Source organism: Hyphomonadaceae bacterium BL14, from assembly GCA_027627705.1.
In the GTDB taxonomy this organism is placed as follows: Bacteria; Pseudomonadota; Alphaproteobacteria; order Caulobacterales; family Maricaulaceae; genus Oceanicaulis.
Map to the genome: position 1 here is coordinate 769,841 of CP091242.1, position 26,077 is coordinate 795,917.

Sequence of the window (26,077 nt, forward strand, 5' to 3'; positions counted from 1 at the left end):
GGTGTTGAATCCCGGCCACAGCTCGGTCATGATCCGCGCCGACTGGATCCGGGAGTGCCCCTTTGACCGCAGCGCTGTCCGCGCCCGCTGCCATGAAGCGGATATCGATCTTCGCCGTTGTGTTCGTCATTGCGGCCGGCGGTGTGATTGCTCTGGCGCTGATGTCGGTGAGCTCCGGCACGGTCTGGGAGCCGACCGGGCTTCTGTTCCGCTCCCTTCTGGCCCTGACCATCCTCGTGGTCGCCGGGCTGGCGATCGCCGTGGCGCTGCGTCTGGGCCGCCAGCTGCGCGGGCGCAAATTTGCCGAACCCGCGCCACGCCTGCAGATGCGCTTCATCACCCTGTTTGCTGTCGCCGCCATTGCGCCGGCGGTGCTGATGGCCGGGTTTCACGCGCTGGTGCTCAATCGCGGTATTGAATTCTGGTTCGGCGAGCGGGTGACGACCCTGGTGGAGGCCTCCGCCGAGCTGGGCCGGGAATGGCCCAATGTGGCGCTGAGCTTTGTGCAATTGCAGATGGGCTCGCTGGCCGAGGATTTGTCGGACCCGGCGGCGGTGCAGGGCCTGCAGGAAAGCCGCATCCTCTACCGCAATTATCTGACCCAGCAGGCCATGCTGCGCAATTTTCCGGCGGTCTATGTGATTGACAGCCAGGCGACGGTGCTGGCGCGCAGCGACGAGGCACCGGGCACGCCGCCTTTCGCAGCCCCCACGCGCTTCATGTTCGACGTGGCCGATGACGGCGATATCGGCGCGTCCGATCCGGTGACGCGCGCCGACGCGCCCGACTATCTGCGCATGATCATCGCCATGCCCGAATATGGCGACGCCTATCTCTATGTCGTCTGGTTCGAGGACTTTTCGCTCCTGTCCGCGCCGCAGGCGGCCATTGCGTCCTTCCGCGAGGCGGTGCAGCGCGAACAGCAGATGCGCGGCAGCTTCTTCGTCGTCTATGCCCTGGCGGCGATCCTGATCTTTATTGGCGCGGTCTGGCTGGCGCTGAGCGCGTCACAGCGGGTGACGGCGCCGGTCAGCCGGCTGGTCTCGGCGGCCGAGCGCGTGCGCCGGGGCGATCTGGACGTGCGGGTTCATGTGGCGCGTGAAGATGATGAGATCGCGGCGCTGGGGCGCGCGTTCAACCGCATGACCCGCCAGCTGTCCAGCCAGCGCAAGGCGCTGGTGGAGACCAATACCGAAAACGAGCGCCGCCGCGCCTTCATCGAGGCCGTGCTGACCGGCGTCAGCGCCGGGGTGATCGGTCTGGACGCCCACAGGCGCATCACGCTGATCAATCGCGCGGGGGCCCAGATGCTGGGCCATGAACCCGAGGAGCTGGTGGGCCGGCCGCTGCACGAGGGCGCATCAGTGTTTCTGGATGTGGTGGACGAGGTCGTGCGCCGCCCCCATGAGATCGCCGAGCGCCAGATCGACATTCCGAATGCCGACGGTGCGGTGATGAATCTGAATGTGCGTGCCGGGCCCGACGAAGAGGGCGGGGTGGTGCTGACCTTTGACGATGTCACCCGTCTGGTCGGGGCCCAGCGCAATGCCGCCTGGCGCGATGTGGCCCGGCGCATCGCCCACGAGATCAAGAACCCGCTCACCCCGATCCAGCTGTCGGCCGAGCGTCTGCGGCGCAAATACCGCCGGACGGTCAACGCGGACGATCTGGAGATTTTTGACCGCTGCATCGACACCATCGTGCGCCAGGTCAGCGATATCGGGCGCATGGTGGACGAGTTCTCGTCCTTCGCCCGCATGCCGGCACCGAATATGGAGGCGGCTGACCTCAGCGAGATCGCGCGCTCGGCCGTGTTTGCCCAGCGCGTGGCGTCGCCGTCCATCCGCCTGACACTGGACGGGCCGGAGCCCGGCCCGCTGGTGGAGTGCGACTCGCGCCTGGCCGGGCAGGCGCTGGCCAATATCCTGAAAAACGCCGCCGAAAGCGTCGCCTCGCGCATGGAGCGCGACAGCGCCAAGGTGCCGGGCCAGATCGCGGTGAGGGTGTTCGAACACGAAGGCTTTGGCGTGGTCGAGGCGCGCGATGACGGGCTGGGCTGGCCCGTGGCTGACAAGGCGCGCCTGACCGAGCCCTATATGACCACGCGCGAAAAGGGCACCGGGCTTGGCCTGGCGATCGTTCGGCGCGTGATGGAAGATCATGGCGGGCGCCTCGATCTGGACGATCCTGCGCCGGGTGAAACCGGGGCTGTGGTGCGTCTGGCCTTTCCCTTGCTTGAAACGCGTGCGGGGCTCGACAGCCCGGCGGCGCGTGCGGAGGCGTAATACTGATGTCGCGGGATATTCTGATCGTGGACGACGAGGCCGACATCCGGGAGCTCATTGGCGGGCTGCTGGAGGATGAAGGCTATGAGGCGCGCTATGCCGGCGATGCGGACAGTGCGCTGGCTGCCGTACGCCAGCGCCGCCCCTCTCTGGCCATTCTGGATGTCTGGCTTCAGGGCTCGCGGCTGGACGGGATCGAGCTGCTGGACGAGATCAAGCGCACTGATCCGCTGCTGCCCGTGGTGGTGATTTCAGGTCATGGCACGATCGAGACCGCCGTGGCGGCGATCCGCAAGGGTGCCTATGATTTCATCGAGAAGCCGTTCAAATCCGACAAGCTTCTGATCACGGTGGAGCGCGCGCTGGAGGCCAGCCAGCTGCGCCGCGAGAATGCCGAGCTGCGCGCGCGCTCGGAGATGCAGACCGAACTGGTCGGGCGCTCGGCCGCGATCCTCACCCTGCGCCAGACCATTGACCGGGTGGCCCCCACCAATTCGCGCGTGCTCATTTCAGGTCTGCCCGGCACGGGCAAGGAGCTGATCGCGCGCATGATCCACGCCGCGTCCAGCCGCGCGAAGGGCGATTTCGTGCCCGTCAGCGCCGCGCTGATGGACCCGGACCGGGTGGAGCTGGAGCTGTTCGGCGCCGAGCGCGACGGCGTGGTGGAGCGCACCGGTCATCTGGAAGCGGCCCATGGCGGGACACTGTTCCTGGACGAGGTCGGCGACATGCCGCTGGCAACCCAGGGCAAGCTGTTGCGCATGCTGGTGGAACAACGCTTCCGCCGGGTTGGCGGCGCGGCGGATGTGGAGGTGAATGTGCGCGTGCTGTCATCGACCGCGCGCGACCTGCGCAGCCTGATCGGGCAGGGCCGGTTCCGCGAGGATTTGTATCACCGCCTGGCGGTGGTCCCCATCGAGATCCCGACCCTGGCCGAGCGGCGTGATGACATTCCCCATCTGGTGGAGCATTTCATCGAGCGCCTGACCGCAATTACCGGCCTGCCCCGCCGGCGGATCGGCGAGGATGCCATGGCCGCGCTGCAGGCCCATGACTGGCCGGGCAATGTGCGCCAGCTGCGCAATAATGTGGAGCGCCTGCTGATCCTGGCGTCGGGCAATCCCGACGAGCCGGTGACGCTGGATCACCTGCCCGGCGAGGTGGCCGGCCGCTCTGCGAGCGCAAGCACCGGCCTCGATGCCGAGCGCATGATCGCCCTGCCGCTGCGCGACGCGCGCGAAAGCTTCGAGCGGGAATATCTGCGCGCGCAGATCAGCCGGTTTGGCGGCAATATCTCGCGCACGGCCTCGTTCATCGGCATGGAGCGCTCGGCATTGCACCGCAAGCTCAAGACGCTGGGCGTCGCCGGGCCGGGACGCGGCGATGACGAGACTGACACGGACATCCCGTCATGAAAGCGGTTGTGTGCGGCGCGGGACGCGTCGGTCACGGGATTGCGCGCGAACTGGCCAGCGAGGGCAATGCCGTCACGGTGGTGGACTGGTCGCGCGAGCTGATCGACAAGGTGACCACCGATCTCGATGTGCGCGGCGTGGTCGGCCACGGGGCCCATCCGGATGTGCTGGAACGCGCCGGGATCGCCAATGCCGACCTGCTGGTCGCTGTCACCTATTCTGACGAAACCAACATGGTGGCCTGCCAGGTCGCCAAGACCCTGTTCGACACGCCCACGCGCATCGCGCGGGTGCGCGCCCAGAGCTATCTTGACCGGCGCTGGGGCGATCTGTTCTCCACCGGCGGCCTGCCCATTGATGTGACCATCTCGCCGGAGCTGGAGGTCAGCCGGTCGATCCTGCAGCGGCTGGAGACGCCCGGTGCCTTTGCCACCGCGCCCTTCGCCAATTCGCGCGTCCAGATTCTCGGCCTTCGGGTCGATGAGCAGTCACCGGTGGCAGGCAGTTCGCGCGACCAGCTGCTGGAACTGTTTCCCGATCTCGGCTTCGATCTTGTGGGCATTCAGCGCGACAAGACGATCTTCATTCCCGGGGCGACCGACCAGCTGATGCCCGGCGATGACGCCTATGTCAGCGTCAAGGCTGCCCACGTCAAACGCGCGCTGGATGTGTTTGGCCGCTCGGCGCAGCGCGCCCGGCGTGTCGTCATTATCGGGGCGGGCAATATCGGCCTGTATGTCGCGCGCGCCCTCGAGCGTGTCAGCGGGGTGCGGGTGCGCATCATCGAACGCGACAAGGCCCAGGCCGAGCGCGCCGCCGATGTGCTGCGCAAAACGGTGGTGCTGCACGGCGATGGGATGGACCGCGACATCCTGCGCGAGGCGGGCGTGGAGGACGCCGAGCTGGCCCTGTGCCTGACCAATGACGACAAGGTCAATCTGCTCAGCGCCGTCATGGCCAAGGGCGAGGGGGCCGAGCGCTCGGTGTGCCTGGTCAATGAAGAGGCGTTCAAGTCGGTGCGCAGCGCGCTGGGCGTGAATGTCATGATTGACCCGCGCGAAGTGACCGTCTCCACCATTCTTCAGCATATCCGCCGCGGCAGGATTACCGGGCTGCAATCGCTGGCCGGAGGCGCGGCAGAAGCGCTGGAAGGCGTGGCGCTGGCGACCTCGCCGCTTGTGGGCAAACCCCTGAACGGGCTGGAGCTTCCCGAGGACGTGGCGATCTGCGCCCTGGTGCGGGGCGATGCGGTTCATTTTGCCCGGGACGCGGTGCAGATTGAGGAGAATGACCGGGTGGTGTTCTTCGCGCTGAAGGGTGCCGTGCCTAAGGTCGAACAATTGTTCCGGGTCAGCCTGCAGTACTTCTAGCCCGTTTGGGGGACGCGTCATGACCCAGTCACCGCGCCTTGTCAGAGCGCTCGGCTGGTGCGCGCTGTTCCTCGGCGCGGCCGCCACGCCCTTCATCCTGTTTGCCTGGCTGGAGGGTGCGCCGCGCGAAGCCGAAGGTTTCCTGGCCACCGCGCTGGGCGGGGTGTTTGCCGGCGGGGTCACGCTGGCGGGAACGGCCGGAACCGCGCGTCCGGCGACGGCGTCCGCATCGCTGCGCCTGGCGCTTCTGCTCTGGCTGGCCGCGCCGCTGCTGGCGGCCCCGCCGCTTATGGCCGCGTCCGGTGACATCATGACCGGGTTGTTTGAATCCTATTCGGCGCTGACCACGACCGGCGCCGTGCTGTACGGGCCCGAGGAGCTGTCGCGTGCCGGCGTGCTGTGGCGGTGCCTGCTGGCCTGGCTGGGCGGGCTGGGCAGTCTGGTGCTCGCCGTGACGGTGTTCGCTGCCCTGGAGGACCCGGGCACCGGGCTGCGGCGCACCAGCCTTCTGACCATTGAACGTGCAGACCTGTTCACCAATTTCGGACCCGCCCTGAGGCGTCTGGGGGCCGCCTATCTCGTGGTGACCGCTGCCGGGTTAGTGTTGCTCGCCGTGACCGGCGCGGACGCGTTCGAGGCGCTGTGCCTGGCGCTGTCGGGCATGTCGACGGCCGGGCTGGCCCCCCAGAGCGGGCCACTGGCCGGATGGCTGCCGCCGGGGGCGATTTTCGTTCTGGCCCTGCTGTGCGTGCTGGGCGCGTGGAATTTCGCCGCCTTCTACGAGATCCTCGTGCGTCACCGCGCCCGCAGCGCGTCGGGCGAGCTGCGCGCCATGGCGCTGATCACCGCCGCCATCGCTGCGGTCGCCGGGCTGGCGGCGGGCACGGGGGCGATTCTGCCGGCGGGTCTCGATGCGGTTTTCGCGATCACCACCAGCGGGTATCAGGCCACGCAGCACTTTGTCCTGCCGGTTCCGGTGCTGATCTTCCTCGCGCTGATCGGCGGCTCGGCGGTGTCCACAACCGGCGGGCTGAAACTGACCCGTGTGCTGATCCTGATGCGCCGCGCCTGGGGCGAGGTGACCTTGCTGGCCCACCCGTCGGCTGCCGTGCGCAGCCGGTATGGCGGGCGCACGCTGACCGACACGGCGTTCGCCAGCGTCGCGGTTTATGCCCTGGCCTACCCGGTTGCGCTGGGGGCAGGGGCGGTGCTGCTCGCCGCCACCGGAACCGGGTTTGAGGACGCGTGGCGCGCGGCAGGGGCGGCGATCGCCAATGCCGGGCCGCTGGCCGGGGCGGCCTATGAAACCATGCCGCCGGCAGGGCTGGCGATCGCCATATTGCTGATGGTGATCGGACGGCTGGAAATTCTGGCTGCCTTCGCGGCCCTGGGGGTGATATTTGCAGGCGATTGAGCCTGCGCCATGCAGGTGAACATGGTTGCAGTGCAGCGAAACCGTGGTTACCTGTTGCGTCGTGGGTCGGCCGTGGGCCGGACAAGCTGGGCGTTGCGGGGCTGATGTCTAACGATAAGAAACAGAACCTTCAGGATGTCTTCCTGAATACAGTGCGCAAGAACAAGACCGCCTTGACCATCTTTCTGGTCAATGGAGTCAAGCTGCAGGGTGTTGTGACCTGGTTTGACAACTTCTGCGTCCTTTTGCGGCGCGAAGGGCAAATCCAGCTGGTATACAAGCATGCCATTTCCACCATCATGCCGAGCCAGCCCGTCCAGCTGTTCGACAAGGATGAGGCGGACGAAGAGAACGCTGATTGATCGAACGTCAGGCTCAGGCCGATCACGCGCTGGTCTTGCTGCCGCTGGTCGCGAAGATGGATTCGGCGCGGGCTGAAGCGCGTCTGGAAGAGGCTTGCGGGCTCGCCGAGGCGCTGGATCTGGTCACGGTCGAGGCGCGGATCGAACCGGTCCGGAAGCTGTATGCCGGTGCCTATTTCGGCTCCGGCAAGCTGGATGCGCTGGCCGAGCGCGTCGCCGAGCTGGAAGCCGGCGTGGTGATCATCGACACCGCGCTCAGCCCCGTGCAGCAGCGCAATCTGGAAAAGCGCCTCAACGCCAAGGTGGTCGACCGCACCGGGCTGATTCTCGAGATTTTCGGCCGCCGCGCCCAGACCCGTGAAGGCCGTCTGCAGGTCGAGCTGGCGCGCCTGTCCTATGAGCGCTCGCGCCTGGTGCGCACCTGGACTCACCTGGAGCGCCAGCGCGGCGGGCGCGGCTTCCTGGCCGGGCCGGGCGAAAGCCAGATCGAGACCGACCGCCGGCTGATTTCCGACAAGATGGCCAAGCTGCGCCGCGAGCTGGACGAGGTTGTGCGCACGCGCACGCTCCACCGCAAGAACCGGCAGGCAGCGCCCTGGCCCACGGTGGCGCTGGTGGGCTACACCAATGCGGGCAAGTCCACCCTGTTCAATCTGCTGTCGCGCGCGCAGGTGCTGGCCAAGGACATGCCCTTCGCCACGCTGGACCCGACGGTGCGCGCCATCCGGACGGGATCGGGGCGCAAGCTCCTGATCTCTGACACGGTGGGCTTCATCACCGATCTGCCGACCGAACTCATTGCTGCCTTCCGCGCCACGCTGGAGGAGGTGAGGGAGGCCGACGTCCTGATCCATGTGCGTGATATGGCCGATCCCGACAATGAAGGGCGCAAGCGCGATGTGCTCGACGTGCTCGAGGCCCTGGGCGCGGGCCCACAGTCTGGCCAGACCATTATCGAAGCCTGGAACAAGGCGGACCGGCTGGACGCGGATGTACGCGAAGACCTGATGTGGCGCGCACGGGCGGCCAGCCACAGGCCCGAAGAGCCCCATGCCGTGCTGACCTCGGCCGTCTCCGGCGACGGGGTCGAGGCGCTCATGAATCTCGTGGACAGCGCTCTGTCCGAAGATGACTTCATCCTGCGCGTGAAGGCCGGACCGGGCGATGCCGCCGCCATGGCGTGGATCCACGAGCATGGCGAGATTCTCGATGAACGCTCGGAAGCCGATACCGGGCTGGTGCATGCCGTGGTGCGCCTGAGCCAGGCCGATGCCGGCCGCTTCGGCACGCGCTTTCCGGGGCTGGGCCAGGCGGTTCGCGAGCGGTCCTGATCGGCGTCCGGGTGACGGCGCGCTCTAGCCCTTGCGCTCTTCCAGCTTGGCCTCGAGCCAGTGGGATTCCATCACATCCAGATTCACATCGCTACAGGTTTTGCCTTCTGCGGCAAGGCGTTGTTCGATCCAGCGGAAGCGGCGCTCGAATTTGGCGTTGGCGCTGCGCAGCGCCGCTTCAGGGTCCACCGACAGCTTGCGCGACAGGTTGGAGATGACGAAGAGGAGATCGCCCAGCTCTTCGGCCACATGGTCCTGATCGCCCGAAGCGATGGCCTCACGAACCTCGCCAAGCTCTTCATCCAGCTTGGAAAACACCTCTTCGGCTGACGGCCAGTCGAAGCCAACGCGCGCGGCGCGTTTCGTCAGCTTTTCCGCGCGCACCAGGGCGGGCAGGGCGAGGGGTATATTGGCCAGCAGAGACGTGTCGGGCGAGCCTTTGCTGGCGCGCTCCTGTGCCTTTTGTGCCTCCCACGCGCGGGTCTGGCTGGCCGCGTCGCGTTCCTCGCCATCCCCGAACACATGAGGATGGCGCCGCAGCATCTTGTCTGAGATGCCGGCAGCGACATCCTCGAACCGGAAATAGCCCGCTTCCTGCGCCATCTGGCTGTGGAACACGACCTGGAGGAGGAGATCGCCCAGCTCCTCGCGCAAGTCTGTCATGTCGCCACGCTCAATGGCGTCGCAGACCTCATACGCTTCTTCCAGCGTGTAGGGCGCGATGGAGCGGAAATCCTGCTCCAGATCCCAGGGGCAGCCGCCCTCGAGATCGCGCAGCGCCTCCATGATCGACAGGAGGCGCGCGATGGGGTCTGCGGCAGGATCAGTCACCGGCGTGCATTTGCGGCGCTGCTGGCGATTGAGCTGCGGATCAGCCGCTGAAGTCATCTCATCCATGCTTTCTATCCATTTGCCTTCAGGAAGGGGTGCGCAGATTGGGCCCGGGCGTCAACTGACGCTGGCTGAAATGCCTTGCGGGTCTCTCAGCCCGAACGACGCAAAACCGCGTGAGAGGCGAGCCTTGGATACCGGAATCACCTTAGCTAGAATGGCGGACCATGGTCTCGCTGGAACCTCTTTCCCGCGGCGAGATAACGCCGCTTGGGCCACCGTTCTCGCAGCCGATGCGGCTTGGGCGGGGCTGGCTGGTGGCTGTGCTGCTGGCTGTGTTGATCCACATTGTCGTGGCCCTGGCGCTCGTTCTGATCCGGCCAGAGCCCATGCCCCGGATCGAGCCTGCGCCCGTGACGGTCATGGTCCATGTCGAAGCGCCCGCCGCCGAGCCTGTGGAGCCGGTTCAGGTCGTGGAGCCTGTGCCCCTGGTCGAGCCTGAACCGGTGCCGCCCCAAGTCCGTGTCGAGCCGGAGCCTGTCGCCGTCCTGGCGCCGCGCGAAACGCCTGTTCGCGAGCCCGCCGCCGAGGCGGCTGGCGAACCCACCGATCCAGCATCGCCGTCCGTTTCGGGCTCATTCAACATCCTGACGGCCGAAGGCGGCCGCACGGATCTGGGATTGGTGACGCCGCAAGACGGCAATGCCTTGCGTGGCCTGTTCTGCGCCACAGGGTCACGCGACCTGCGGGTGGCGGCCGGATGCGACATGCTGGGCGAGGGGGCGCAAGGCATCACAGGCTATGGCGACAACCTGCCGCCCGACCAGCTGCCCCGGGGCTTCTGGCTGCGGGAGGAGGGTCCGGGATCGCCTCAATTTACCGTCAATGCCGCCGGCCTCGCGCGTCCTGGCCAGATTTTCAGCCAGCATTCCCATTTCGTGCGCGGCGCCCACACGGCGTTCGGACAGCTCCCGGTTCCCGAAAAAGCCCGCGATCCCGGCTTCGGGGATTTGGCATCGCACGAGGCCGGGGGTGTGGGCCGTGGCTGGTTTTCGGACAGGTCCGGGCGCAAGGCGCGCGCGCTCAAATATGCGCATAAGATATATTATGAGAAATATTGGATGGGTCAAAAGGCGTGGGAACGGGTTTGGGCTCGATTGCCTGCCGCTGCGGCCCGCCAGCGCACTCAGGCCGGGCTGACATGGCTCAGGCGGCCATCGTCCAGAATGATCTCCATGCCATCGAAGGCTGGCCGGACATGAACTGGCAGCCGCCCGCGCAGCGCCTGATAATCGAGATCGATATGGAGATTGGTGAGCACGCCAAGCTCCGGCCGGACGGTCTCCAGCCAGTCCAGCGACAGCGCCAGATGCGCGTGGCTGGGATGAGGTTTCTCGCGCAGCGCATCCACAATCCATACGGTGCTGTCTGACAGAGATTCAAACGCGGCGGCGTCCAGACCGCTGACATCGGGCGTGTAGGCAAAGCCCCCGGCCCTGACGCCGCTGCATGGCGATGATCCGTGCGCCACATCGAACAGGGACAGCGCGATAGTGCCCCCATCGCCCGTGATGGAGAAAGCCTCGCCGGCGGCCGCGTCACGGGCTGTCATCAGGGGCGGATAGGATGAGCCTTCAGGGGTTTGGAAGATATAGTCAAAGCGCGTTGTGATCTCGCGCCGGGTGGCCGGGCTCATCCAGGCTGGCAGTTTTGCGCCGCGCCGGTAGACGATGGCGCGCACATCATCAATGCCATGGGCCTGGTCGGCATGGGCGTGGGTGAACACGACGGCGTCCAGGTCGCCGACGCGCGCTGCCAGCAGCTGGGCGCGCAGATCGGGCGATGTGTCGATGAGCACGCGCGTAACCTGGCCGGAGACCAATTCTTCAATGGAATGAGCCGCTTCCAGCAACAAGCTGCAGCGCAGGCGCTGGTTTTTCGGCTCCGCCGGATCGCAATCACCCCAGTCGCCATCCACGCGCGGCACGCCGCCCGACGAGCCGCAGCCGAGAATGCGTGCGCGCAACACCCCTGCCATCAGGCCACGCGGATCCGGTCAAACAGCGCCAGGGCATTGCGCGTGGTGCGCTCAGCCGTTTCCTGCGCGCTCCATCCGTAGAGCGCGCCCAGCGCGTCGGCGACATGGGGCAGGAAGGCCGGCTCATTGCGCTGGCCGCGCTTGGGAACCGGCGACAGATAGGGGCAATCGGTCTCGATGATCACCCGGTCGTGCGGCACCACGTCGCGAAACACGGCCCGCACATCGTCAGCCTTCTTGAAGCTGATAATGCCCGAGGCGGAGAACCAGACGCCCAGCGCGGCCGCGCGCCGGGCCAGTTCCTCGCCGCCCGTGTAGCAATGAAGGAGAGCGCGGAACGCCCCCTGCTCCATCTCTGCCTCCAGAAGATCGGCCATCTGCGTATCGGCCTCGCGGCAATGCAGGATGAGGGGCAGGCCCGTGATCCGCGCCGCCTCGATATGGGCGCGCAGGCTGGCGTACTGATCGTCGGCGGGCGAATAATTGTAATGGAAGTCGAGCCCGGTCTCGCCAATGGCCACGACCTTGGGATGGCGCGCAATGTTCGCCAGCTCGGCAGCCGTGATATCGGGCCGGTCCTTGGCGTGATGGGGGTGCGCGCCGATCGTGCACCACACATCATTATGCGCATCAGCAATAGCCGACACAGCCTTGAAATCACTCAGCTTGCAGCAGATCGCAATCATCGGCGACACGCCCGCCGTCCGCGCGCGGTCGAGCACCGCGTCCAGATCGCCGGCATAGTCCGGCCCGTGCAGGTTTACGTGTGTATCGATGAGCATGGTGTGGTTATCCGCTGGCGGCCGCGGTGCGGACGAGGCTCAGGGCGTAGTGAATGGACTGGCGCGGGTCGAGATAGAGCGTTTCGGTATCGCTGGCCAGACGGGTGAGTTGATCGCCCGCCTCGATCCAGGCATCGGCACCGCCCGGCCCCGCCAGCGCCGCGCGGCGCGCCCGGTCGCGCACATAGACGATCAGAAAATCCATGAGCGTGCGCCGGACCGCCTCGCCGTCCTTGCGTGCGGCGCTGTCGGCCAGCTTGCGCGCGGCGGCCGGATCAATCTCGGGCAGCTGGCCCAGCGCTTTGTCGATGACCTCTTTCAGCGCGGCTGCGCCCGACGCGGCCAGCGCCAGCGCCCGGCCCGGCGCGCCATTGGCCAGCGCCGCCGCGCGCGCCGCGTCCACCGGGTCTATGCCATGAACATCGGCCAGCCAGCGCGTGGTGGCGTCCACCGGCGGCGGGCGCAGGGCCAGGGTCCGGCAGCGTGAGCGGATGGTGGGCAAGAGCCGGCCCGGCGCATTGACGATCAGCAGCAGAAGGCCCCGGCGCGGCGGCTCCTCCAGCGTCTTGAGCAGGGCATTGGCCGAGTTGGTGTTGAGCTCGTCGGCACTGTCGATGAGGCAGACCCGCCAGCCGCCCTCGCCTGCGCTCTTGGAGAAGAAGTCCGGCGCACGCCTTGTTTCTTCAACCGGAATCTCCGCTTTCAGCTTGCCGGTCTTGTCATTGTAGGGTCGGCGGATCAGCAAGAGATCGGAGCTCGACAGCGCCTCGATCCGGCGGCAGACGGGATCAGCCGGGTCGGCGGACAGCGGCGCCGGTCCCGAAGCGGGTGCGCCCAGCATGCGCCGCGCCAGACGCCAGGCCAGCGTCGCCTTGCCAACGCCCTTGGGCCCCGTAATCATCCAGGCGTGATGCATGCGCCCGCGCGCCAGCGCATCCTCCATGGCCGCCGCTGCGGCGTCCTGGCCGAACAGGTCATAGACCGTGCGCGGATGGGGCAGCTCGCCTTCGCGATCGGCTTCCGGCGTATCGCTCATGGCAGGCCGAGCCGGCCGGCAAGGACCGACAGCGCGGCACCCGCGAGGGCCCGCGGAGGAAGGCTGGCGTCCAGCACCGCGCAGCGTTCCGGCTCTGCGGCGGCGATGGCCAGAAACGCCGCGCGCAGGCGGGCGTGAAAGTCTGCGGATTTGGCTTCAAACCGCGTCACCGCTTCGCCGCGGGCTGCCGCGCGCGCCAACCCGGCCTCAGGCGCCAGGTCGGCGATGAGGGTCAGGTCGGGCTTGAAATGGCCCAGTGCCGCCGTCTCGACGGCGTCGATGAGGGCCGCGTCCAGCCCCCCCGCCGCGCCCTGATAGGCGCGGGTGGAATCAGAAAACCGGTCACAGATCACCCAGGCGCCGCGTGCCAGAGCCGGCGCGATCAGGCGGCGCACATGATCCTCGCGCGCAGCGTATAAAAGCAGGGTTTCGCCCACCGGCGACCAGCGGCCGGGATCGCCCTCGACCAGCAGGGTGCGCAGCGCCTCGGCATTGGGTGTGCCGCCGGGCTCGCGGGTCAGCACGATCTCCAGCCCGCGTGCGGTCAGCGCTTCGCCCAGGGCGCGCGCCAGCGTGGTCTTGCCCGCGCCCTCGCCGCCTTCCAGCGTGATGAAATATCCCCGGCCCACGCGGGTCAGCCGCCCCGGATGATGCGCACCAGCCCGTCTCCGGCCCGGCCGAACATTCCCTTGCGCGGCACATCGGCACCGGCTTCCAGCGGAACGGAGAACACACGCCCGTCGGGCGTGGTGACTTCCAGCTGCGCCACCACGTCGCCTACAGCGACCGGCGCGCGCAGCGGGCCCTGATACACGATCTCGGCGCGCACACCAGCCCGGTCGCGCCGGTGCACGCCGAAGCTCAGGCCTTGCGTGGCGCGCAAAGCCACATCCGGGGCGCGGCCCAGATAGACATCGGCGCGGCCGGTCTCGGTGCCCGCTTCGACCAGATTGAGCAGCTCGAACTCGGTGAAGGCGGCGCGCATCAGGCGCTCGGCCTCGTCGGCGCGGGCGCGTTCGGTCTCCATGCCGTTGAACACGATGATGCGGCGCTGGCCGTCGCGCACGGCCGACGCGGTCAGGCCGTATCCCGCTTCGCTGGTGCGCCCGGTCTTCAGCCCGTCCGCGCCTTGCATGGAGCCGATCAGCGGATTGCGGTTGAACTGGCGGATGCCATTATAGGTGAACACCGGCTGGGCGTAGAATTCGTAATATTGCGGATAGTCGCGGATGATGATCTGCGCCAGGCGCGCCAGATCCAGCGCCGAAATGCGGTGCTCGGGATGCGGCCAGCCGGTGGAGTTGGCGAAGTTGGCGCTGTCCAGGCCCAGCTCCCTCGCCCGCTCGGTCATCATCAGGGCGAAATTCTCTTCGGTGCCGCCCAGCGCCTCGGCCACCACGATGCAGGCGTCATTACCCGACTGGACGATGATGCCCTGCAGTAGATCGCGCACGCTGGCGCGCGAGTTCAGCTCGAGGAACATGGTGGACGAGCCCGACGCGGCACCGCCCCGGCGCCAAGCGGTTTCACTCACCGGCAATTCGTCATCCATTGTCAGCCGCCCGTCCTCGAGCGCCTCGAACACCATCAGCGCCGTCATTAGCTTCGACATGGACGCCGGCGGCATGGGGATATCGCCATTCTTGGAGAACAGCACCGCGCCGGTATCGTAATCAAGGATCACCGCATGGCTGGCGCGCGTGTCGAAGGCGCTGTTCTGCGCCAGGGCAGGCGCGGCCGCAAAGCTCGCGAATGCGGCGATGAGACAAGCAAATTTCACGAGTGTTGCGGGCATGGCGCGGTGCGTCTCCGGCGGCTGGAACGAAGCATCAGGCAGACTAACCCCGCCCGCCCCGCGCCGAAAGGCTGTGCGCCAGCTTGGACTACTGCCGGCTGGCGTGCCGGGTGATCCCGGGGCCGCGCACGATGTGCGACACCGCCGCGCGATCCTGCGGGTCAGCGGGGCCGAGGGCCTCCACCCTCACTTCGGTGACGCCCAGATCGATCATGCCGATGGCCTCGGCAGCGGCCCGGCTGAGATCAATCACCCGCCCCGCGATGAACGGCCCGCGATCATTGATGCGCACGATGACGCTGTCGCCGGTATCAAGGCGCGTGACCCGCGCCAGAGACGGCAGGGGCATGGTCGGGTGCGCGGCGGTCAGCGCGTGCTGATCAAAAATCTCGCCGCTGGCCGTCTGGCGGCCATGGAACGGGTCGCCATACCAGGACGCCACCCCCTCCTCTGCCCCGCGCACAGGCAGGCGCTCACCGGCGATGTCGACGAGGGGAACATCCGGCGGCGGGGCCCATGAGCTACCCGATGACGCGGGCGCGGACAGTGCCGTACCTGCGCGGACGGCGGCTTCGTTTTGCGGCGACACGCAGGCCTGAAGCACCGCAAGGGCGGCCACAAGCACAGGGATCACGGCGTGTCTGGATCGCAAAGGCAAGGGCGAACGGCTCCCGCTGGCGGACAGGCGCGATACCCTAGCCGCTGCGCACACCGGCGCAAGCCCATCGATCTTGCGCACCCCCCGCCCCGCCGCTAAACCGGACGCGCCGGAGGAGTGGCAGAGCGGTTGAATGCGGCGGTCTTGAAAACCGTTGAAGGTTAACGCCTTCCGGGGGTTCGAATCCCTCCTCCTCCGCCAGACACTAAAAGTCATTCAATGAGACAGCGCGCTGAAGGGCAAGAATCCTCAGCTTCTGTTCGGTTCTGCCGATAGCAGATAAAATCCTGAGACAGCCCGACATGCCATGAGTGGCCTCTATGCGGCTTTTGTCGCTTCGTGCCTAAACCTCGCTCCTAAAGTTCTGGTCCCCGATGCCTGGGCCGCCATCGGCGCGGATTCCATATGGCAAGCCACCATACCCGGTCGCGTGTGACCATCGATTGGCTGACGGAATCGGCAGCTTGAAAAAACACCACAGTGGTGCTATCAAGGCCTATGCCTGAGAAGCGAAAGCCGACCTATGACATTGAAGCGGTCAAAGCGATTTTCTCGGCGGTCGAGAAGCTCAATGTAACAGGGTCCGCTCTGAGAGGGGCTGCCTCGCTTGGCTTTGGCCGAAGCGAGATCATTGCAGCCATACAGACAATCGAGCGACGCCATTTTTATAAGTCCATGACGTCCTTTTCTGATCATCGGGTCTGGCAGGACGTCTACCACGTCCCTTCGGAGCAGGGGGTTTTGTATGTCAAATTCACGGCCGATGCCGTGACCGAGTTTTTGCTTCTGTCGTTCAAGGAGAAAGACAATGACTAGCCCCACTTGCCCGCAGACGGGCCAGCCGATGTTCCGTGACGTTCGTCCGATGACCATCGCCTACAAGGGACACGAAGCCACCTTAGACATGCCCGGCTGGTATTGCGATGTGAGCGACGAGAGCATTCACACCGGCGAAGACATGAAGATGTCGGATCGGGCCCTGAACCGGCTTAAGGCGCAAGTCGAGGGCCTGCTTGCGCCAGAGGCGGTGCGACGCATCAGGAAGCGTCTGGATCTCACCCAAAAGGAGGCTGGCCACCTGATCGGTGGCGGGCCAAATGCCTTTCAGAAATACGAGAGCGGAGACGTGGTTGTCAGCCATGGGGTGATGAGCGCCCTGCTGCTGCTCGACAGGGATCCATCCGGGCTCTCTGTCCTAAAGCAGCGGGCGCACCGGAAGGAAACTGCATAAGATCCTGTTGTAATTGATTATCCTCGATCGCTGACCAAAACCTTTTGCAGACTCGCTGTCCGCCTGGACGCCCTTTGGCGAGAGAGTTCGTTTGCAAGATTTCTCTCCGCAATAGGCTCCTATGGTCTTATCCGGATAAGAAATGCGACTGCGTTTTTTGCAGGCACGCCTCATGGAACCCCCTGATGATCCGCACCCTCACCGCCGCCGCCCTCGCCTTCACCGCCCTCCTCGCGGCCCCGGCGCTGGCGCAGGCCCAGTTCACTCACCCCTTCGGCTTCCCCCAGCCGTCTGAGGGCGAGGAGTTTTTCGTGGTGATCGAAATCCCGGCCGGGTCAGCGACCAAGTATGAGATCGACGCCGAGACCGGGCTTGTGTTCGTGGACCGGTTTTTGTCGATGCCGGTGGTGTATCCGGCCAATTACGGGTCGATCCCGTCCTCCATGGGCGAGGACGGCGATCCGCTGGATGCGCTGGTGCTGACGCGCGAGCCGATTGTGCCCGGCGCGCTGATCCGGGTGCGGGCGATTGGCGCGCTGATCATGCTGGATGATGGCGAGGTGGACGACAAGATCATCGCCGTGCCGGCGTCCGATATCGACCCGGCCTATGACGCGATCCGGTCCATCGAGGATCTGCCCGCCCTGGAGCGCCGCCGGATCGAGGCGTTTTTCCGGGTCTACAAGCAACTGCCCGATCCGGCCGATGCCGAGGGCGTGGAGCTGGGCGGTTATCGCAGTGCGGATGACGCAGCGGCGCAGGTGCGCGCCGCGATCAACGCGTCCCGGGAGGCGCAGGCGCAGTAGAGAATTCCGTGCGCCTTCAGCGGCGCTGGACGGACAGCGCGCCGTCCGGCCCGGCGGGGTCCTTTACTGCTCCGGCAGACGCCAGTGCAGGCGTTCGCCGGCGTGGAAGGGGGTGAGCTGCTGGCCGTCGGGATCGATGCGGGCCGGGACGTCCAGCCCTGTGCGCTCCAGCGTGACCGTGCCTTCATTGAGCGGCAGGCGGTAAAAACGCGGGCCGTGCTCGCCGGCGAAGGCGGACAAATGCTCAAGACAGCCCAGCTCCTCAAAGGTCTGCGCATAGCTTTCCAGCGCCACCGGGGCGGAGAAAATGCCCGCGCAGCCACAGGCGCTCTCCTTGTCGCACCGGGCATGGGGCGCAGAATCGGTGCCGAGGAAGAATTTGGGATGGCCGGTGGCGACGATGGCGCGCAGCGCTTCCTTGTGCTGGCGGCGCTTGGCCACGGGCAGGCAGTAGAGGTGGGGCCTTATGCCCCCGGCCAGCATGTCGTTGCGGTCGATGCGCAAATGGTGGGCGGTGATGGTGGCGGCGATGTTCTCGCCCCCGGCCCGCACGAATTCGATCGAGTCGGACGTGGTGATGTGCTCCAGCACGATCCTGAGATTGGGAAACCGCTCCATGGTCGGGCCGAGAATGCGCTCGAGGAACACCCGTTCGCGATCGAAGATGTCGATGTCGGCGGTGGTCACCTCGCCATGAATGAGCAGCGGCATGCCGATCTCGCCCATGGTGGCCAGCACTGCGTCAATCTTGCGAATGTCCGTGACGCCTGATTGCGAATTGGTGGTGGCCCCGGCGGGATACAGCTTGCAGGCGGTCAGGATGCCGGCCTCGAAGCCGCGGGCAATCTCCTGCGGGTCGATGGTGTCGGTCAGATAGGCCGTCATCAGCGGCTCGAAATCACTGTCCGGCCCGGCGGCGTCACGGATGCGCTCGCGATAGGCGTCGGCGGCAGCCGCAGTCGTGATCGGCGGCACGAGATTGGGCATGACGATGGCGCGGCGGAACTGGCGTGCGGTGTAGGGCGCCACCAGCTTGAGCATCTCCCCGTCGCGCAGATGCAGGTGCCAGTCATCAGGCCGGCGGATGGTGAGGATGTCGGCCATGGCAGGCTCCGGAGGATCGCGCGGTCACAGGTCGGGCGAACAAGGTTACAAGCGCCGGTGCCTGTCAAGACGCCCGCCGCCATCGACAGGTCCCGGCGGATCGGTACAGCCCGGATCCCATGCAGCGGTCAGGATGGACGCGTTGCGCCCGCCCGCAAGGCCCCGGCAGCGCCTTGGCGTGCAGGCCTTTGCAGGACGGGCTGCCGGCGCGTTGCCGCCCTACCCCGCCCGGCCTAGCAGCTCTGACAGCGCCGTCAGGCGCGACTGGTCGCGGCCTTCGGCGCTGTCTGCGGCGCTGGCCAGATCGCGGGCCAGGCGCGTCATGGCGCGGGCATTGACACGGCCCTGGGCCCACTGGTCGACCGCCGCGCGGGCGCGTCCGGCCAGATCGTCTGCGAGGGCTTCAGAGCGCGCCAGCTGGTCGAGATAGGAGCGCGCCACATCGGGGTGGTCTTCCCACACGATGCGGGTCTGGGTCTGGGGATTGACCTGATCCTCGATCACCCGCTCGGCGGCGGCGATTTCGGACGGAGAGAGATGCTCGCTGGGGGCCAGGCGCAGCACGTCGAGCCCGCGGGCGATCTCGGCCCCGTAGATGCGGCCATTATACCAGTAGGCCGACCAGTATCCGGCCACCACCAGACCGTCCGGGTCCACCGGGCCGCGGTCGAAATAGGCGATCTCGACCGGATTGGCCGGATCGGTGAAGTCCATCACCGTGATACCACCCTGATACCAGGACTGCACCATGATATCGCGCCCCGGCACCGGGATGAGCGAACCGTTATGGGCAACGCAGTTCTCGGTCTCACCCTGGATGGTAGGCAGCTTGAAAAAGCTTTGCCCGTTCAGCTGGCCATCCTCCACCGTGGCGATGAGATTGGCACCCCAGGTGACCGGGTCTTCGGCGCGGCAACGCGCCGCCGTGCCACCACCCCATTCATCCGTGAAGACAACGACATCGCCGGTATTGTTGAACGTCGCCGAGTGCCAGTAGGCCATGTCCGGATCAAACAGGTCGGACAGGCGCTGCGGGTTTTCCGGATCGGAAATGTCCAGCAGGATCCCGTTGCCGCTGCAGGCACCCGCAGCCAGATTGAGCTCGGGGTAGACCGTGATGTCGTGGCAGTGATTGGTCTGGGCGGTGCGCTGGGTGGCGACGCCGAACCGGCCGCCGCGCCACAGGCCGGCAATCTCGCCGGTGTCGCGATCAGCGAAGATGCGCGGACGGTTGACGATAGCCGCCTCTTCCGGCGCGCTGAGCGCCACGCGGATGACATCGATGGAGTACAGCGCGGTGTCCGGGTTCTCCTCGGGCTGACCGGCCGAGCAGATGTCCAGCTCGTCACCCTCGCGCACGAAGGAGGTGCCCGAATTATAGATGTAGAGCACGTCCGGATCGGACGGATGGGGAACCAGGGTGTGGGTGTGCGAGCCGCGGCAGGTCTGGACCGCAGCGATCTGGCGCGGGGCGTTGAAATCGGAGATGTCGAAAATCCGGATGCCGCGGAAGCGCTCCGGGTTCACATCGCCCTCTGCGCCGGACGTCCCGCAATCGAGGCGGCCGCGATTTTGCTCCACCGACACAAACAACAGATCGCCATGGATGGACACATCGCCCTGCCCGCCCGGGCAAACGACGGAGAGGGCCAGTTCCGGCGCGCCGTCACCATTGGCGTCGTAGATATTGAAGCCGTTATAATTGCCCACGATCACCCGCCCGCCGGCGAAGGCCAGATCGGTATTGGACAGGGCCAGCGGGGTGAAGGCCGGTGTGGGCGGCTCCTCGCCGCGCTCGCGAGCGGCTCGCATGGCCTCGCGCATGGCGCTGGGATAGAACAGGGCCTCGGGATCGAAAAAGCCCGGCGGCGGGGTGATGGCGTGCTCCAGCTGCAGGTTCCAGGCTGCCTGCTCGGCATCATGCAGTCCCCCGGCCAGCGCGGTGCGCGCGTCCGGCTCGAAGGCGCGTGGCTGCTGGGCCTGGGCGCTGACGCCGGTGAACAGGACCGCCAGGGCGGCGGCGGAGGAGAGCATGGTGGAACGCAGGGTCATGACAGGGTCGGCTCCAAGGCTGGGAACGGGATTTCAGGGATCAGACGTCGGACAAGAGCGACTGCATGCGCAGGATTTCGGCGGACTGGTCTGAGACCACATGGGACAGGAAATCGGACAATTGCGGGTCCTGGGCGCTGCCCGGAAGGCGAACGAGATCATTCACCATGTCCAGCGCGCCCTGGTGGTGCACGATCATGCCCTCCAGAAACAGGCGGTCGAACTCCGCCCCGTCTGCAGCGGCGAGCGCGGCCATCTGGTTGGGTGACAGCATGCCGGGCATGAGCGGTGTGTCGCCAGGACCGGGCGCGGCGGGCGCAGGGGTATGGTGACCATGATGCGCGTGCGCGCCTGCGCTGCCATGGGAGCCGTGTGCGCCATGATGCTGTTGATGGCTGGCATGGCTCTGGTGCGCGGTGTGACCGGCGTGAGGGTCATGACCAGAATGCGCCCCGCCATGGTGGCCGTGGGACAGGTGCGGATCGTCCGCTGCCTGTCCGCGCTGTTCCAGCCAGGTGCGCATCATATCCATTTCAGTGGCCTGGTTGGAGGCAATGCGCTCGCCCAGCCGGCGCACGCCGTCATGAGCGCCGCGGGTCTCAAGCAAAGCGACCATCTCCACCGCCTGGGCGTGATGGACGATCATGTGCTGCATGAAAACGACGTCCGCCGGCACAAAACTGGACCGGCTCAGGGCCAGCGCGTCGTCCGCGGCGATCTCGCGTGAGGGCTCTCCGGGCGCGCCGGGTTGAAAAATCGGCGACGCCTCGCTGTCGGCGCACACAGCGGCAAGGCCAGCCAGAAGCAGCAGAACGCGAACCATTTCAGAGACCTCTTCGAACCCACGTGTAGTGAAAACCGCAACTGCATGATGGCGCAAGCGCAATCGGACGCCAACCCGTTCAAATGCCAGCGGGTGCTGAAGCGGCCCCTGCCCCGCGCCCGGTGCGCGGCACCCCGGCGTCAACTGCACCGGTTTCGCCGTTTCTCCATTGGAAAGGCGCGCTCATGCGCTACCCTATAGCGCCACTGGATAGCGACGGGAGGCTGCAGCATGTTCGCGTGGACGCACTTGGCGCGGTGGATGTCAGCGCTTGCCTTCGGGCTTGGTACGGCCGCTTTGGCGGGCGCAGCCCTCACCCAGGAGCGCACGGACGGGGCTCTCATCAAGACGGCCGCGCTGACCGGCGTCATCGGTCCGGCCAATTCGGGCTATGTCAGCCGCGCGATCAGAATTGCAGACCGGGAAGGCGCGGCCCTGCTGGTCATCGAGATGGATACACCCGGCGGGCTCGATACCGCGATGCGCGACATCAACCGGGCCATTATCGGTTCCGACGTGCCCGTCGCCGTGTTCGTGCACCCTTCAGGGGCCCGCGCCACCAGTGCCGGGGCCTATATCCTTTATGCCAGCCATATCGCCGGTATGTCGCCCGGCACGAGTGTCGGGGCTGCCACGCCCGTGCAGATGGGCGGCGGGGAAGAGACCCCTGCCCCGCCGGACGACCTGCCCGGTGCGGACGACGAGAGCGGTGAGGGCGCAGACGGGCCGACCAGCCGGGACAGGTCTGCACCGTCCAGCGCCCAGGCCATGCGCAACAAGGTGGTCAACGATTCGGTCGCCTATATCCGTTCTCTTGCCGAGATGCGCGGGCGCAATGCCGACTGGGCTGAAGAGGCTGTGCGCGACGGTGTCAGCGCGTCCTATTCGGAGGCGCTGGCCCTGGGTGTGGTCGAAATCGTCGCCGCCAGCCTCGACGACTTCGCCGCGCAAGCCGATGGCCGCGAGGTCACGATGAGCGGCGGAGAGACCCGGGTCCTGGCGCTGGAGGGTGCGCGCTTTGAAGCGATCGACAAGACTGTGTCGGAAGAAATTCTGGCGGTGATCACCGATCCGAATATCGCTTTCCTGCTGCTCAATCTCGGTTTTATCGGCCTTCTGGTGTCGTTCTATAACGGGCTTGAACCGGTGACCGCCATCGCGGGGGTGATCTTCATCATCGTCGGCTTCTATGCGCTCAACACCCTGCCGGTGAACTATGCAGGCGCGGCGCTGATCATATTGGGACTGATCCTGCTGGTGGCCGAGGCGTTCCTGGCGTCATCCGGCCTGCTGGCTCTGGGCGGGCTGGCCGCCTTCGCCATCGGCTCCGTGATGCTGATGGACACCGAAGTCGAGGGCTTGCGCGTGGACTGGCGGGTCATCGCGGGAGCCACATTGGCTCTGGGAGCGGCGAGCTTCCTGCTGGTCAGCTACGGCCTCGCCGCCCAGGCGCGCAAGGTGACGACCGGCGAACAGGGCCTGATCGGCCTGACCGGGCACGTCCTGTCTTGGAACGGCGCAACCGGTTACGTCATGGTGGACGGCGAACGCTGGCGCGCCGTCTCTGCGGACGCCCTCAAGGCCGGCGACGCCATCAAGGTGGTCAGCCTTGATGGGCTGACCTTGAAGGTCAAATTGCTCAAATAGACGTGTGACGCAATAGCTACCCCTGGAAGGAGACTCGGCCATGGCCGAACTTGGCGTGAACATCGGTTTCTGGATTGCGACCGCGGTGATCATATTCACGATCATCTCGTCAGCCATCAAGATCCTGCGCGAGTATGAGCGCGCGGTGGTCTATACACTCGGGCGATATACCGGCACGTCAGGTCCGGGTCTGATCCTGCTGATCCCCTTCATCCAGCAGATGGTACGCGCGGACATCCGTACCGTCGCCGAGGACGTGCCCAGCCAGGACGTGATCAGCCAGGACAACGTGTCGGTGAAGGTCAATGCGGTGATTTACTACCGGATTGTCGACCCCGCCCGCGCGATCAACCAGGTGGAAGACTTCCGCATGGCCACCAGCCAGCTGGCCCAGACCACGCTGCGGTCGGTGCTGGGCAAGCATGATCTCGACGAGATGCTGTCCGAGCGCGACAAGTTGAATGACGACATCCAGTCAATCCTGGATTCCCAGACCGAGGCCTGGGGCATCAAGGTGGCCAATGTCGAGATCAAGCATGTCGATCTCGACCCGTCCATGATCCGCGCCATCGCCAAACAGGCCGAGGCCGAGCGCGAGCGGCGCGCCAAGATCATCTCGGCCGAGGGCGAACAGCAGGCCGCGACAAAACTGGCCGAAGCCGCCCAGATCCTGGGTGGTCAGGACGGCGCGCTGCAGCTGCGCTATCTCAGCACGCTGACCGAGATCGGGGGCGAGAACAATTCCACCATCATCTTCCCGATGCCGATTGATCTGCTGGCCCAGCTGTCCGGCTTCATCAAGGACAAAGGCTAGACGCTTAGACGTCCGAACGACCATCCGGGCAAAGAAAAACCCCGGCCTGCGTGTGCAGGCCGGGGTTCTTTCTGGCCGTCAATCTGCGCGTCAGAAACGCGTTGCCAGCACCGCCAGCATCAGGAGCGCCACGATATTGGTGATCTTGATCATGGGGTTCACGGCCGGACCGGCGGTGTCCTTGTAAGGGTCACCCACCGTGTCGCCGGTCACGGCCGCCTTGTGGGCGTCAGAGCCTTTGCCGCCATGATGGCCGTCCTCGATATACTTCTTGGCATTGTCCCAGGCTCCGCCGCCCGACGTCATCGAGATGGCGACGAACAGGCCCGTAACGATCACGCCCAGCAGCATGGCACCGACCGATACGAGCGCATCGCCCTTGCCCGCTTCATTGAAGCCCAGCGCCCCGCCGCCGACAAACCAGATCACCGCGAACAGCACGATGGGCGAGAGAACAGGGAGCATGGACGGTACGATCATTTCGCGGATTGCCGCGGTGGTCAGCATGTCCACCGCCCGGCCGTAATCGGGCTTCTCCTCGCCGCGCATGATGCCCGGCTTCTCGCGGAACTGACGGCGCACCTCCTCCACCACCGCCTGGGCGGCGCGGCCCACGGCGGTCATGGACATGCCGGCGAACAGGAAGGGCAGCAGACCCCCGAACAGCAGGCCCACCACCACGTAGGGGTTGGACAGGTCGAAGTTCAGGTTTCCGGTATCGGCGAAGAACGGATAATCGCGCGGATTGGAGGCGAAGTACTTGATGTCCTCGGTATAGGCCGCAAACAGCACCAGCGCACCCAGGCCTGCCGAGCCGATGGCATAGCCCTTGGTGACCGCCTTGGTGGTGTTGCCCACAGCGTCGAGGGCATCGGTCGTGTCGCGCACCTCGCCTTCCAGGCCCGCCATCTCGGCGATGCCGCCGGCATTGTCCGTCACCGGACCGAAGGCGTCGAGTGCGACAACCATGCCGGCCAGGGCCAGCATCGTGGTCACGGCGATGGCAATGCCGAACAGGCCCGCCAGATTGAACGTCACCAGGATGGCGATGATGATCACCAGGGCGGGCAGCGCCGTGGATTCCATCGATACCGCCAGGCCCTGGATCACGTTTGTGCCGTGGCCGGACTCCGAGGCCTTGGCTACCGAGCGCACGGGCCGGTAATTGGTGCCGGTATAATACTCGGTGATCCAGATGATCAGACCGGTCACCGCCAGGCCGACCACGCCGCACAGGAACAGCGATGCGCCGCTCATGATCAGGCCGCTGCTGGCGGTAAAGGCAGTGTCAAAGCCGATCAGAAAATGGGTCGCCAGTGCAACCCCGCCCAGAGACAGCACCGCCGACGCGATGAAGCCTTTGTAGAGCGCGCCCATCACATTGGTGGACCCTTTGGACAGGCGTACGAAGAACGCGCCGATGATCGAGGCGATGATGCATACCGCGCCGATGGCCAGCGGATAGACCATCATGGCGTCGAGGCCCGCGTCACCGCGGAAGAAGATCGATGCCAGCACCATGGTGGCCACCACCGTCACCGCATAGGTCTCGAACAGGTCGGCGGCCATGCCCGCACAGTCGCCGACGTTATCGCCGACATTGTCGGCGATGGTGGCCGGATTGCGTGGATCATCCTCGGGGATGCCCGCTTCCACCTTGCCCACCATGTCGCCGCCCACGTCAGCACCCTTGGTGAAGATGCCGCCGCCCAGACGGGCGAAGATGGAGATGAGCGAAGCCCCGAAGCCCAGCGCCACAAGACCGTCAATGATGGTGCGCTGGGTGCCGGAAGCCGCGAAGCCTTCGCCCCCGGTCAGCACCAGGAAGTAGACGGTCACCGACAACAGGGCGAGGCCGGCGACCAGCATGCCGGTCACCGCGCCCGCGCGGAAGGCCATGGACAGGCCCGCCTGAAGCGAGGTTTTGGACGCTTCGGTGGTGCGCACATTGGCACGCACCGACACCAGCATGCCGATAAAGCCTGCCGCACCCGACAAAAGTGCGCCGATCAGGAAGCCGATCGCCACGACCAGGCCCAGCAGAAGCCAGACCAGAACGAAGATCACCGCGCCCACGACGGCGATGGTGGTGTATTGCCGGCGCAGATAGGCGTTGGCGCCTTCCTGAATGGCGGCAGCGATTTCCTGCATGCGCGCCGATCCCGGACTGGCCGCGAGGATCGAGCGCACCTGAATGATTCCGTATGCAATTGCGATCAGGCCTGACGCAACCGCCAGCCAGAGCCAAAGCTCATCCATAGCCATGTAATATCCCCTTGTACG

At 66.2% G+C, this 26,077-nt stretch carries 23 protein-coding genes and 1 tRNA gene; 13 read left to right on the forward strand and 11 right to left on the reverse strand.

Annotated features, from left to right (window positions below; all coding sequences use genetic code 11):
- Positions 1 to 62: 62 nt before the first annotated feature.
- The 6 genes from L2D00_03670 (at position 63) to hflX (ending at position 8,177) form a co-directional block, all read left to right on the forward strand.
- Entirely contained in the window at positions 63 to 2,285 is a 2,223-nt protein-coding gene (locus L2D00_03670; GenBank protein ID WBQ13789.1) for a PAS domain-containing sensor histidine kinase, read from the forward strand.
- Between the two features lie 5 nt (positions 2,286 to 2,290).
- On the forward strand, positions 2,291 to 3,700 hold the full coding sequence (locus tag L2D00_03675) for a sigma-54 dependent transcriptional regulator (protein ID WBQ13790.1): 1,410 nt from the start codon (positions 2,291 to 2,293) through the stop codon (positions 3,698 to 3,700).
- Positions 3,697 to 5,070, forward strand: a complete 1,374-nt coding sequence (trkA, locus tag L2D00_03680) for a Trk system potassium transporter TrkA (protein WBQ13791.1) — start codon at positions 3,697 to 3,699, stop codon at positions 5,068 to 5,070. The genes L2D00_03675 and trkA overlap by 4 nt, the downstream gene beginning before the upstream one ends.
- A gap of 19 nt (positions 5,071 to 5,089) precedes the next feature.
- On the forward strand, positions 5,090 to 6,484 hold the full coding sequence (locus L2D00_03685; protein WBQ13792.1) for a hypothetical protein: 1,395 nt from the start codon (positions 5,090 to 5,092) through the stop codon (positions 6,482 to 6,484).
- A gap of 104 nt (positions 6,485 to 6,588) precedes the next feature.
- Positions 6,589 to 6,846 (forward strand): RNA chaperone Hfq, encoded by a 258-nt coding sequence (hfq, locus tag L2D00_03690; protein ID WBQ14486.1) that lies wholly within the window; start codon positions 6,589 to 6,591, stop codon positions 6,844 to 6,846.
- Entirely contained in the window at positions 6,843 to 8,177 is a 1,335-nt protein-coding gene (gene hflX, locus L2D00_03695; GenBank protein WBQ13793.1) for a GTPase HflX, read from the forward strand. The genes hfq and hflX overlap by 4 nt, the downstream gene beginning before the upstream one ends.
- Before the next feature lie 24 nt (positions 8,178 to 8,201).
- On the opposite strand, the gene mazG is transcribed toward hflX, so the two are convergent.
- Positions 8,202 to 9,074 carry a nucleoside triphosphate pyrophosphohydrolase gene (mazG, locus tag L2D00_03700; GenBank protein ID WBQ13794.1) on the reverse strand — a complete coding sequence of 291 codons (873 nt, stop codon included), beginning with the start codon at positions 9,072 to 9,074 and terminating at the stop codon, positions 8,202 to 8,204.
- Positions 9,075 to 9,325: 251 nt separating this feature from the next.
- On the opposite strand from mazG, the gene L2D00_03705 reads away from it, so the two are divergent.
- Positions 9,326 to 10,270, forward strand: a complete 945-nt coding sequence (locus L2D00_03705; GenBank protein WBQ13795.1) for a hypothetical protein — start codon at positions 9,326 to 9,328, stop codon at positions 10,268 to 10,270.
- Here the strand turns inward: L2D00_03705 and L2D00_03710 are convergent.
- The 6 genes from L2D00_03710 to L2D00_03735 form a co-directional block, all read right to left on the reverse strand.
- A complete protein-coding gene (locus tag L2D00_03710) occupies positions 10,195 to 11,046 on the reverse strand; it encodes an MBL fold metallo-hydrolase (protein ID WBQ13796.1) in 852 nt (283 codons plus the stop codon). The genes L2D00_03705 and L2D00_03710 overlap by 76 nt on opposite strands.
- Positions 11,046 to 11,828: a TatD family hydrolase gene (locus L2D00_03715; GenBank protein WBQ13797.1), complete on the reverse strand. Its 783-nt coding sequence runs from the start codon at positions 11,826 to 11,828 to the stop codon at positions 11,046 to 11,048. Before L2D00_03715 ends, L2D00_03710 begins: the two co-directional genes overlap by 1 nt.
- Positions 11,829 to 11,835: 7 nt before the next feature.
- On the reverse strand, positions 11,836 to 12,864 hold the full coding sequence (locus L2D00_03720; GenBank protein WBQ13798.1) for a DNA polymerase III subunit delta': 1,029 nt from the start codon (positions 12,862 to 12,864) through the stop codon (positions 11,836 to 11,838).
- Complete coding sequence (gene tmk, locus L2D00_03725) at positions 12,861 to 13,493, reverse strand: dTMP kinase (protein ID WBQ13799.1); 633 nt, start codon at positions 13,491 to 13,493, stop codon at positions 12,861 to 12,863. Before tmk ends, L2D00_03720 begins: the two co-directional genes overlap by 4 nt.
- Before the next feature lie 5 nt (positions 13,494 to 13,498).
- Positions 13,499 to 14,659: a D-alanyl-D-alanine carboxypeptidase gene (locus L2D00_03730; protein WBQ13800.1), complete on the reverse strand. Its 1,161-nt coding sequence runs from the start codon at positions 14,657 to 14,659 to the stop codon at positions 13,499 to 13,501.
- Positions 14,660 to 14,747: 88 nt separating this feature from the next.
- Complete coding sequence (locus L2D00_03735; GenBank protein WBQ13801.1) at positions 14,748 to 15,293, reverse strand: septal ring lytic transglycosylase RlpA family protein; 546 nt, start codon at positions 15,291 to 15,293, stop codon at positions 14,748 to 14,750.
- Positions 15,294 to 15,428: 135 nt separating this feature from the next.
- Here L2D00_03735 and L2D00_03740 point away from each other — a divergent pair.
- The 4 genes from L2D00_03740 to L2D00_03755 all read left to right on the forward strand — a co-directional run bounded on the left by L2D00_03740 (position 15,429) and on the right by L2D00_03755 (position 17,354).
- Positions 15,429 to 15,518, forward strand: a tRNA-Ser gene (locus L2D00_03740).
- 297 nt (positions 15,519 to 15,815) lie between these two features.
- Positions 15,816 to 16,133, forward strand: coding sequence for a type II toxin-antitoxin system MqsR family toxin (locus L2D00_03745; GenBank protein ID WBQ13802.1), 318 nt, complete (start codon positions 15,816 to 15,818; stop codon positions 16,131 to 16,133).
- Positions 16,126 to 16,548: a type II toxin-antitoxin system MqsA family antitoxin gene (locus L2D00_03750; GenBank protein ID WBQ13803.1), complete on the forward strand. Its 423-nt coding sequence runs from the start codon at positions 16,126 to 16,128 to the stop codon at positions 16,546 to 16,548. The genes L2D00_03745 and L2D00_03750 overlap by 8 nt, the downstream gene beginning before the upstream one ends.
- 185 nt (positions 16,549 to 16,733) lie before the next feature.
- Positions 16,734 to 17,354: an inorganic diphosphatase gene (locus L2D00_03755; protein WBQ13804.1), complete on the forward strand. Its 621-nt coding sequence runs from the start codon at positions 16,734 to 16,736 to the stop codon at positions 17,352 to 17,354.
- Positions 17,355 to 17,417: 63 nt separating this feature from the next.
- Here L2D00_03755 and pyrC read toward each other — a convergent pair whose 3' ends face one another.
- From pyrC to L2D00_03770, 3 genes are all read right to left on the reverse strand, one after another.
- Positions 17,418 to 18,458, reverse strand: coding sequence for a dihydroorotase (gene pyrC / locus L2D00_03760; protein WBQ13805.1), 1,041 nt, complete (start codon positions 18,456 to 18,458; stop codon positions 17,418 to 17,420).
- 219 nt (positions 18,459 to 18,677) lie between these two features.
- Complete coding sequence (locus tag L2D00_03765; protein ID WBQ13806.1) at positions 18,678 to 20,510, reverse strand: hypothetical protein; 1,833 nt, start codon at positions 20,508 to 20,510, stop codon at positions 18,678 to 18,680.
- A gap of 40 nt (positions 20,511 to 20,550) precedes the next feature.
- A complete protein-coding gene (locus tag L2D00_03770; protein ID WBQ13807.1) occupies positions 20,551 to 21,333 on the reverse strand; it encodes a DUF305 domain-containing protein in 783 nt (260 codons plus the stop codon).
- 261 nt (positions 21,334 to 21,594) lie between these two features.
- Between L2D00_03770 and L2D00_03775 the strand changes: the two genes are divergently transcribed.
- On the forward strand, positions 21,595 to 22,980 hold the full coding sequence (locus L2D00_03775; protein WBQ13808.1) for a nodulation protein NfeD: 1,386 nt from the start codon (positions 21,595 to 21,597) through the stop codon (positions 22,978 to 22,980).
- 40 nt (positions 22,981 to 23,020) lie between these two features.
- Positions 23,021 to 23,794 carry a slipin family protein gene (locus tag L2D00_03780; protein WBQ13809.1) on the forward strand — a complete coding sequence of 258 codons (774 nt, stop codon included), beginning with the start codon at positions 23,021 to 23,023 and terminating at the stop codon, positions 23,792 to 23,794.
- Between the two features lie 90 nt (positions 23,795 to 23,884).
- Here the strand turns inward: L2D00_03780 and L2D00_03785 are convergent, their stop codons facing one another.
- The gene (locus L2D00_03785; protein ID WBQ13810.1) at positions 23,885 to 26,059 is read right to left on the reverse strand and encodes a sodium-translocating pyrophosphatase; all 2,175 of its coding nucleotides are present in this window, start codon (positions 26,057 to 26,059) and stop codon (positions 23,885 to 23,887) included.
- Positions 26,060 to 26,077 lie beyond the last annotated feature (18 nt).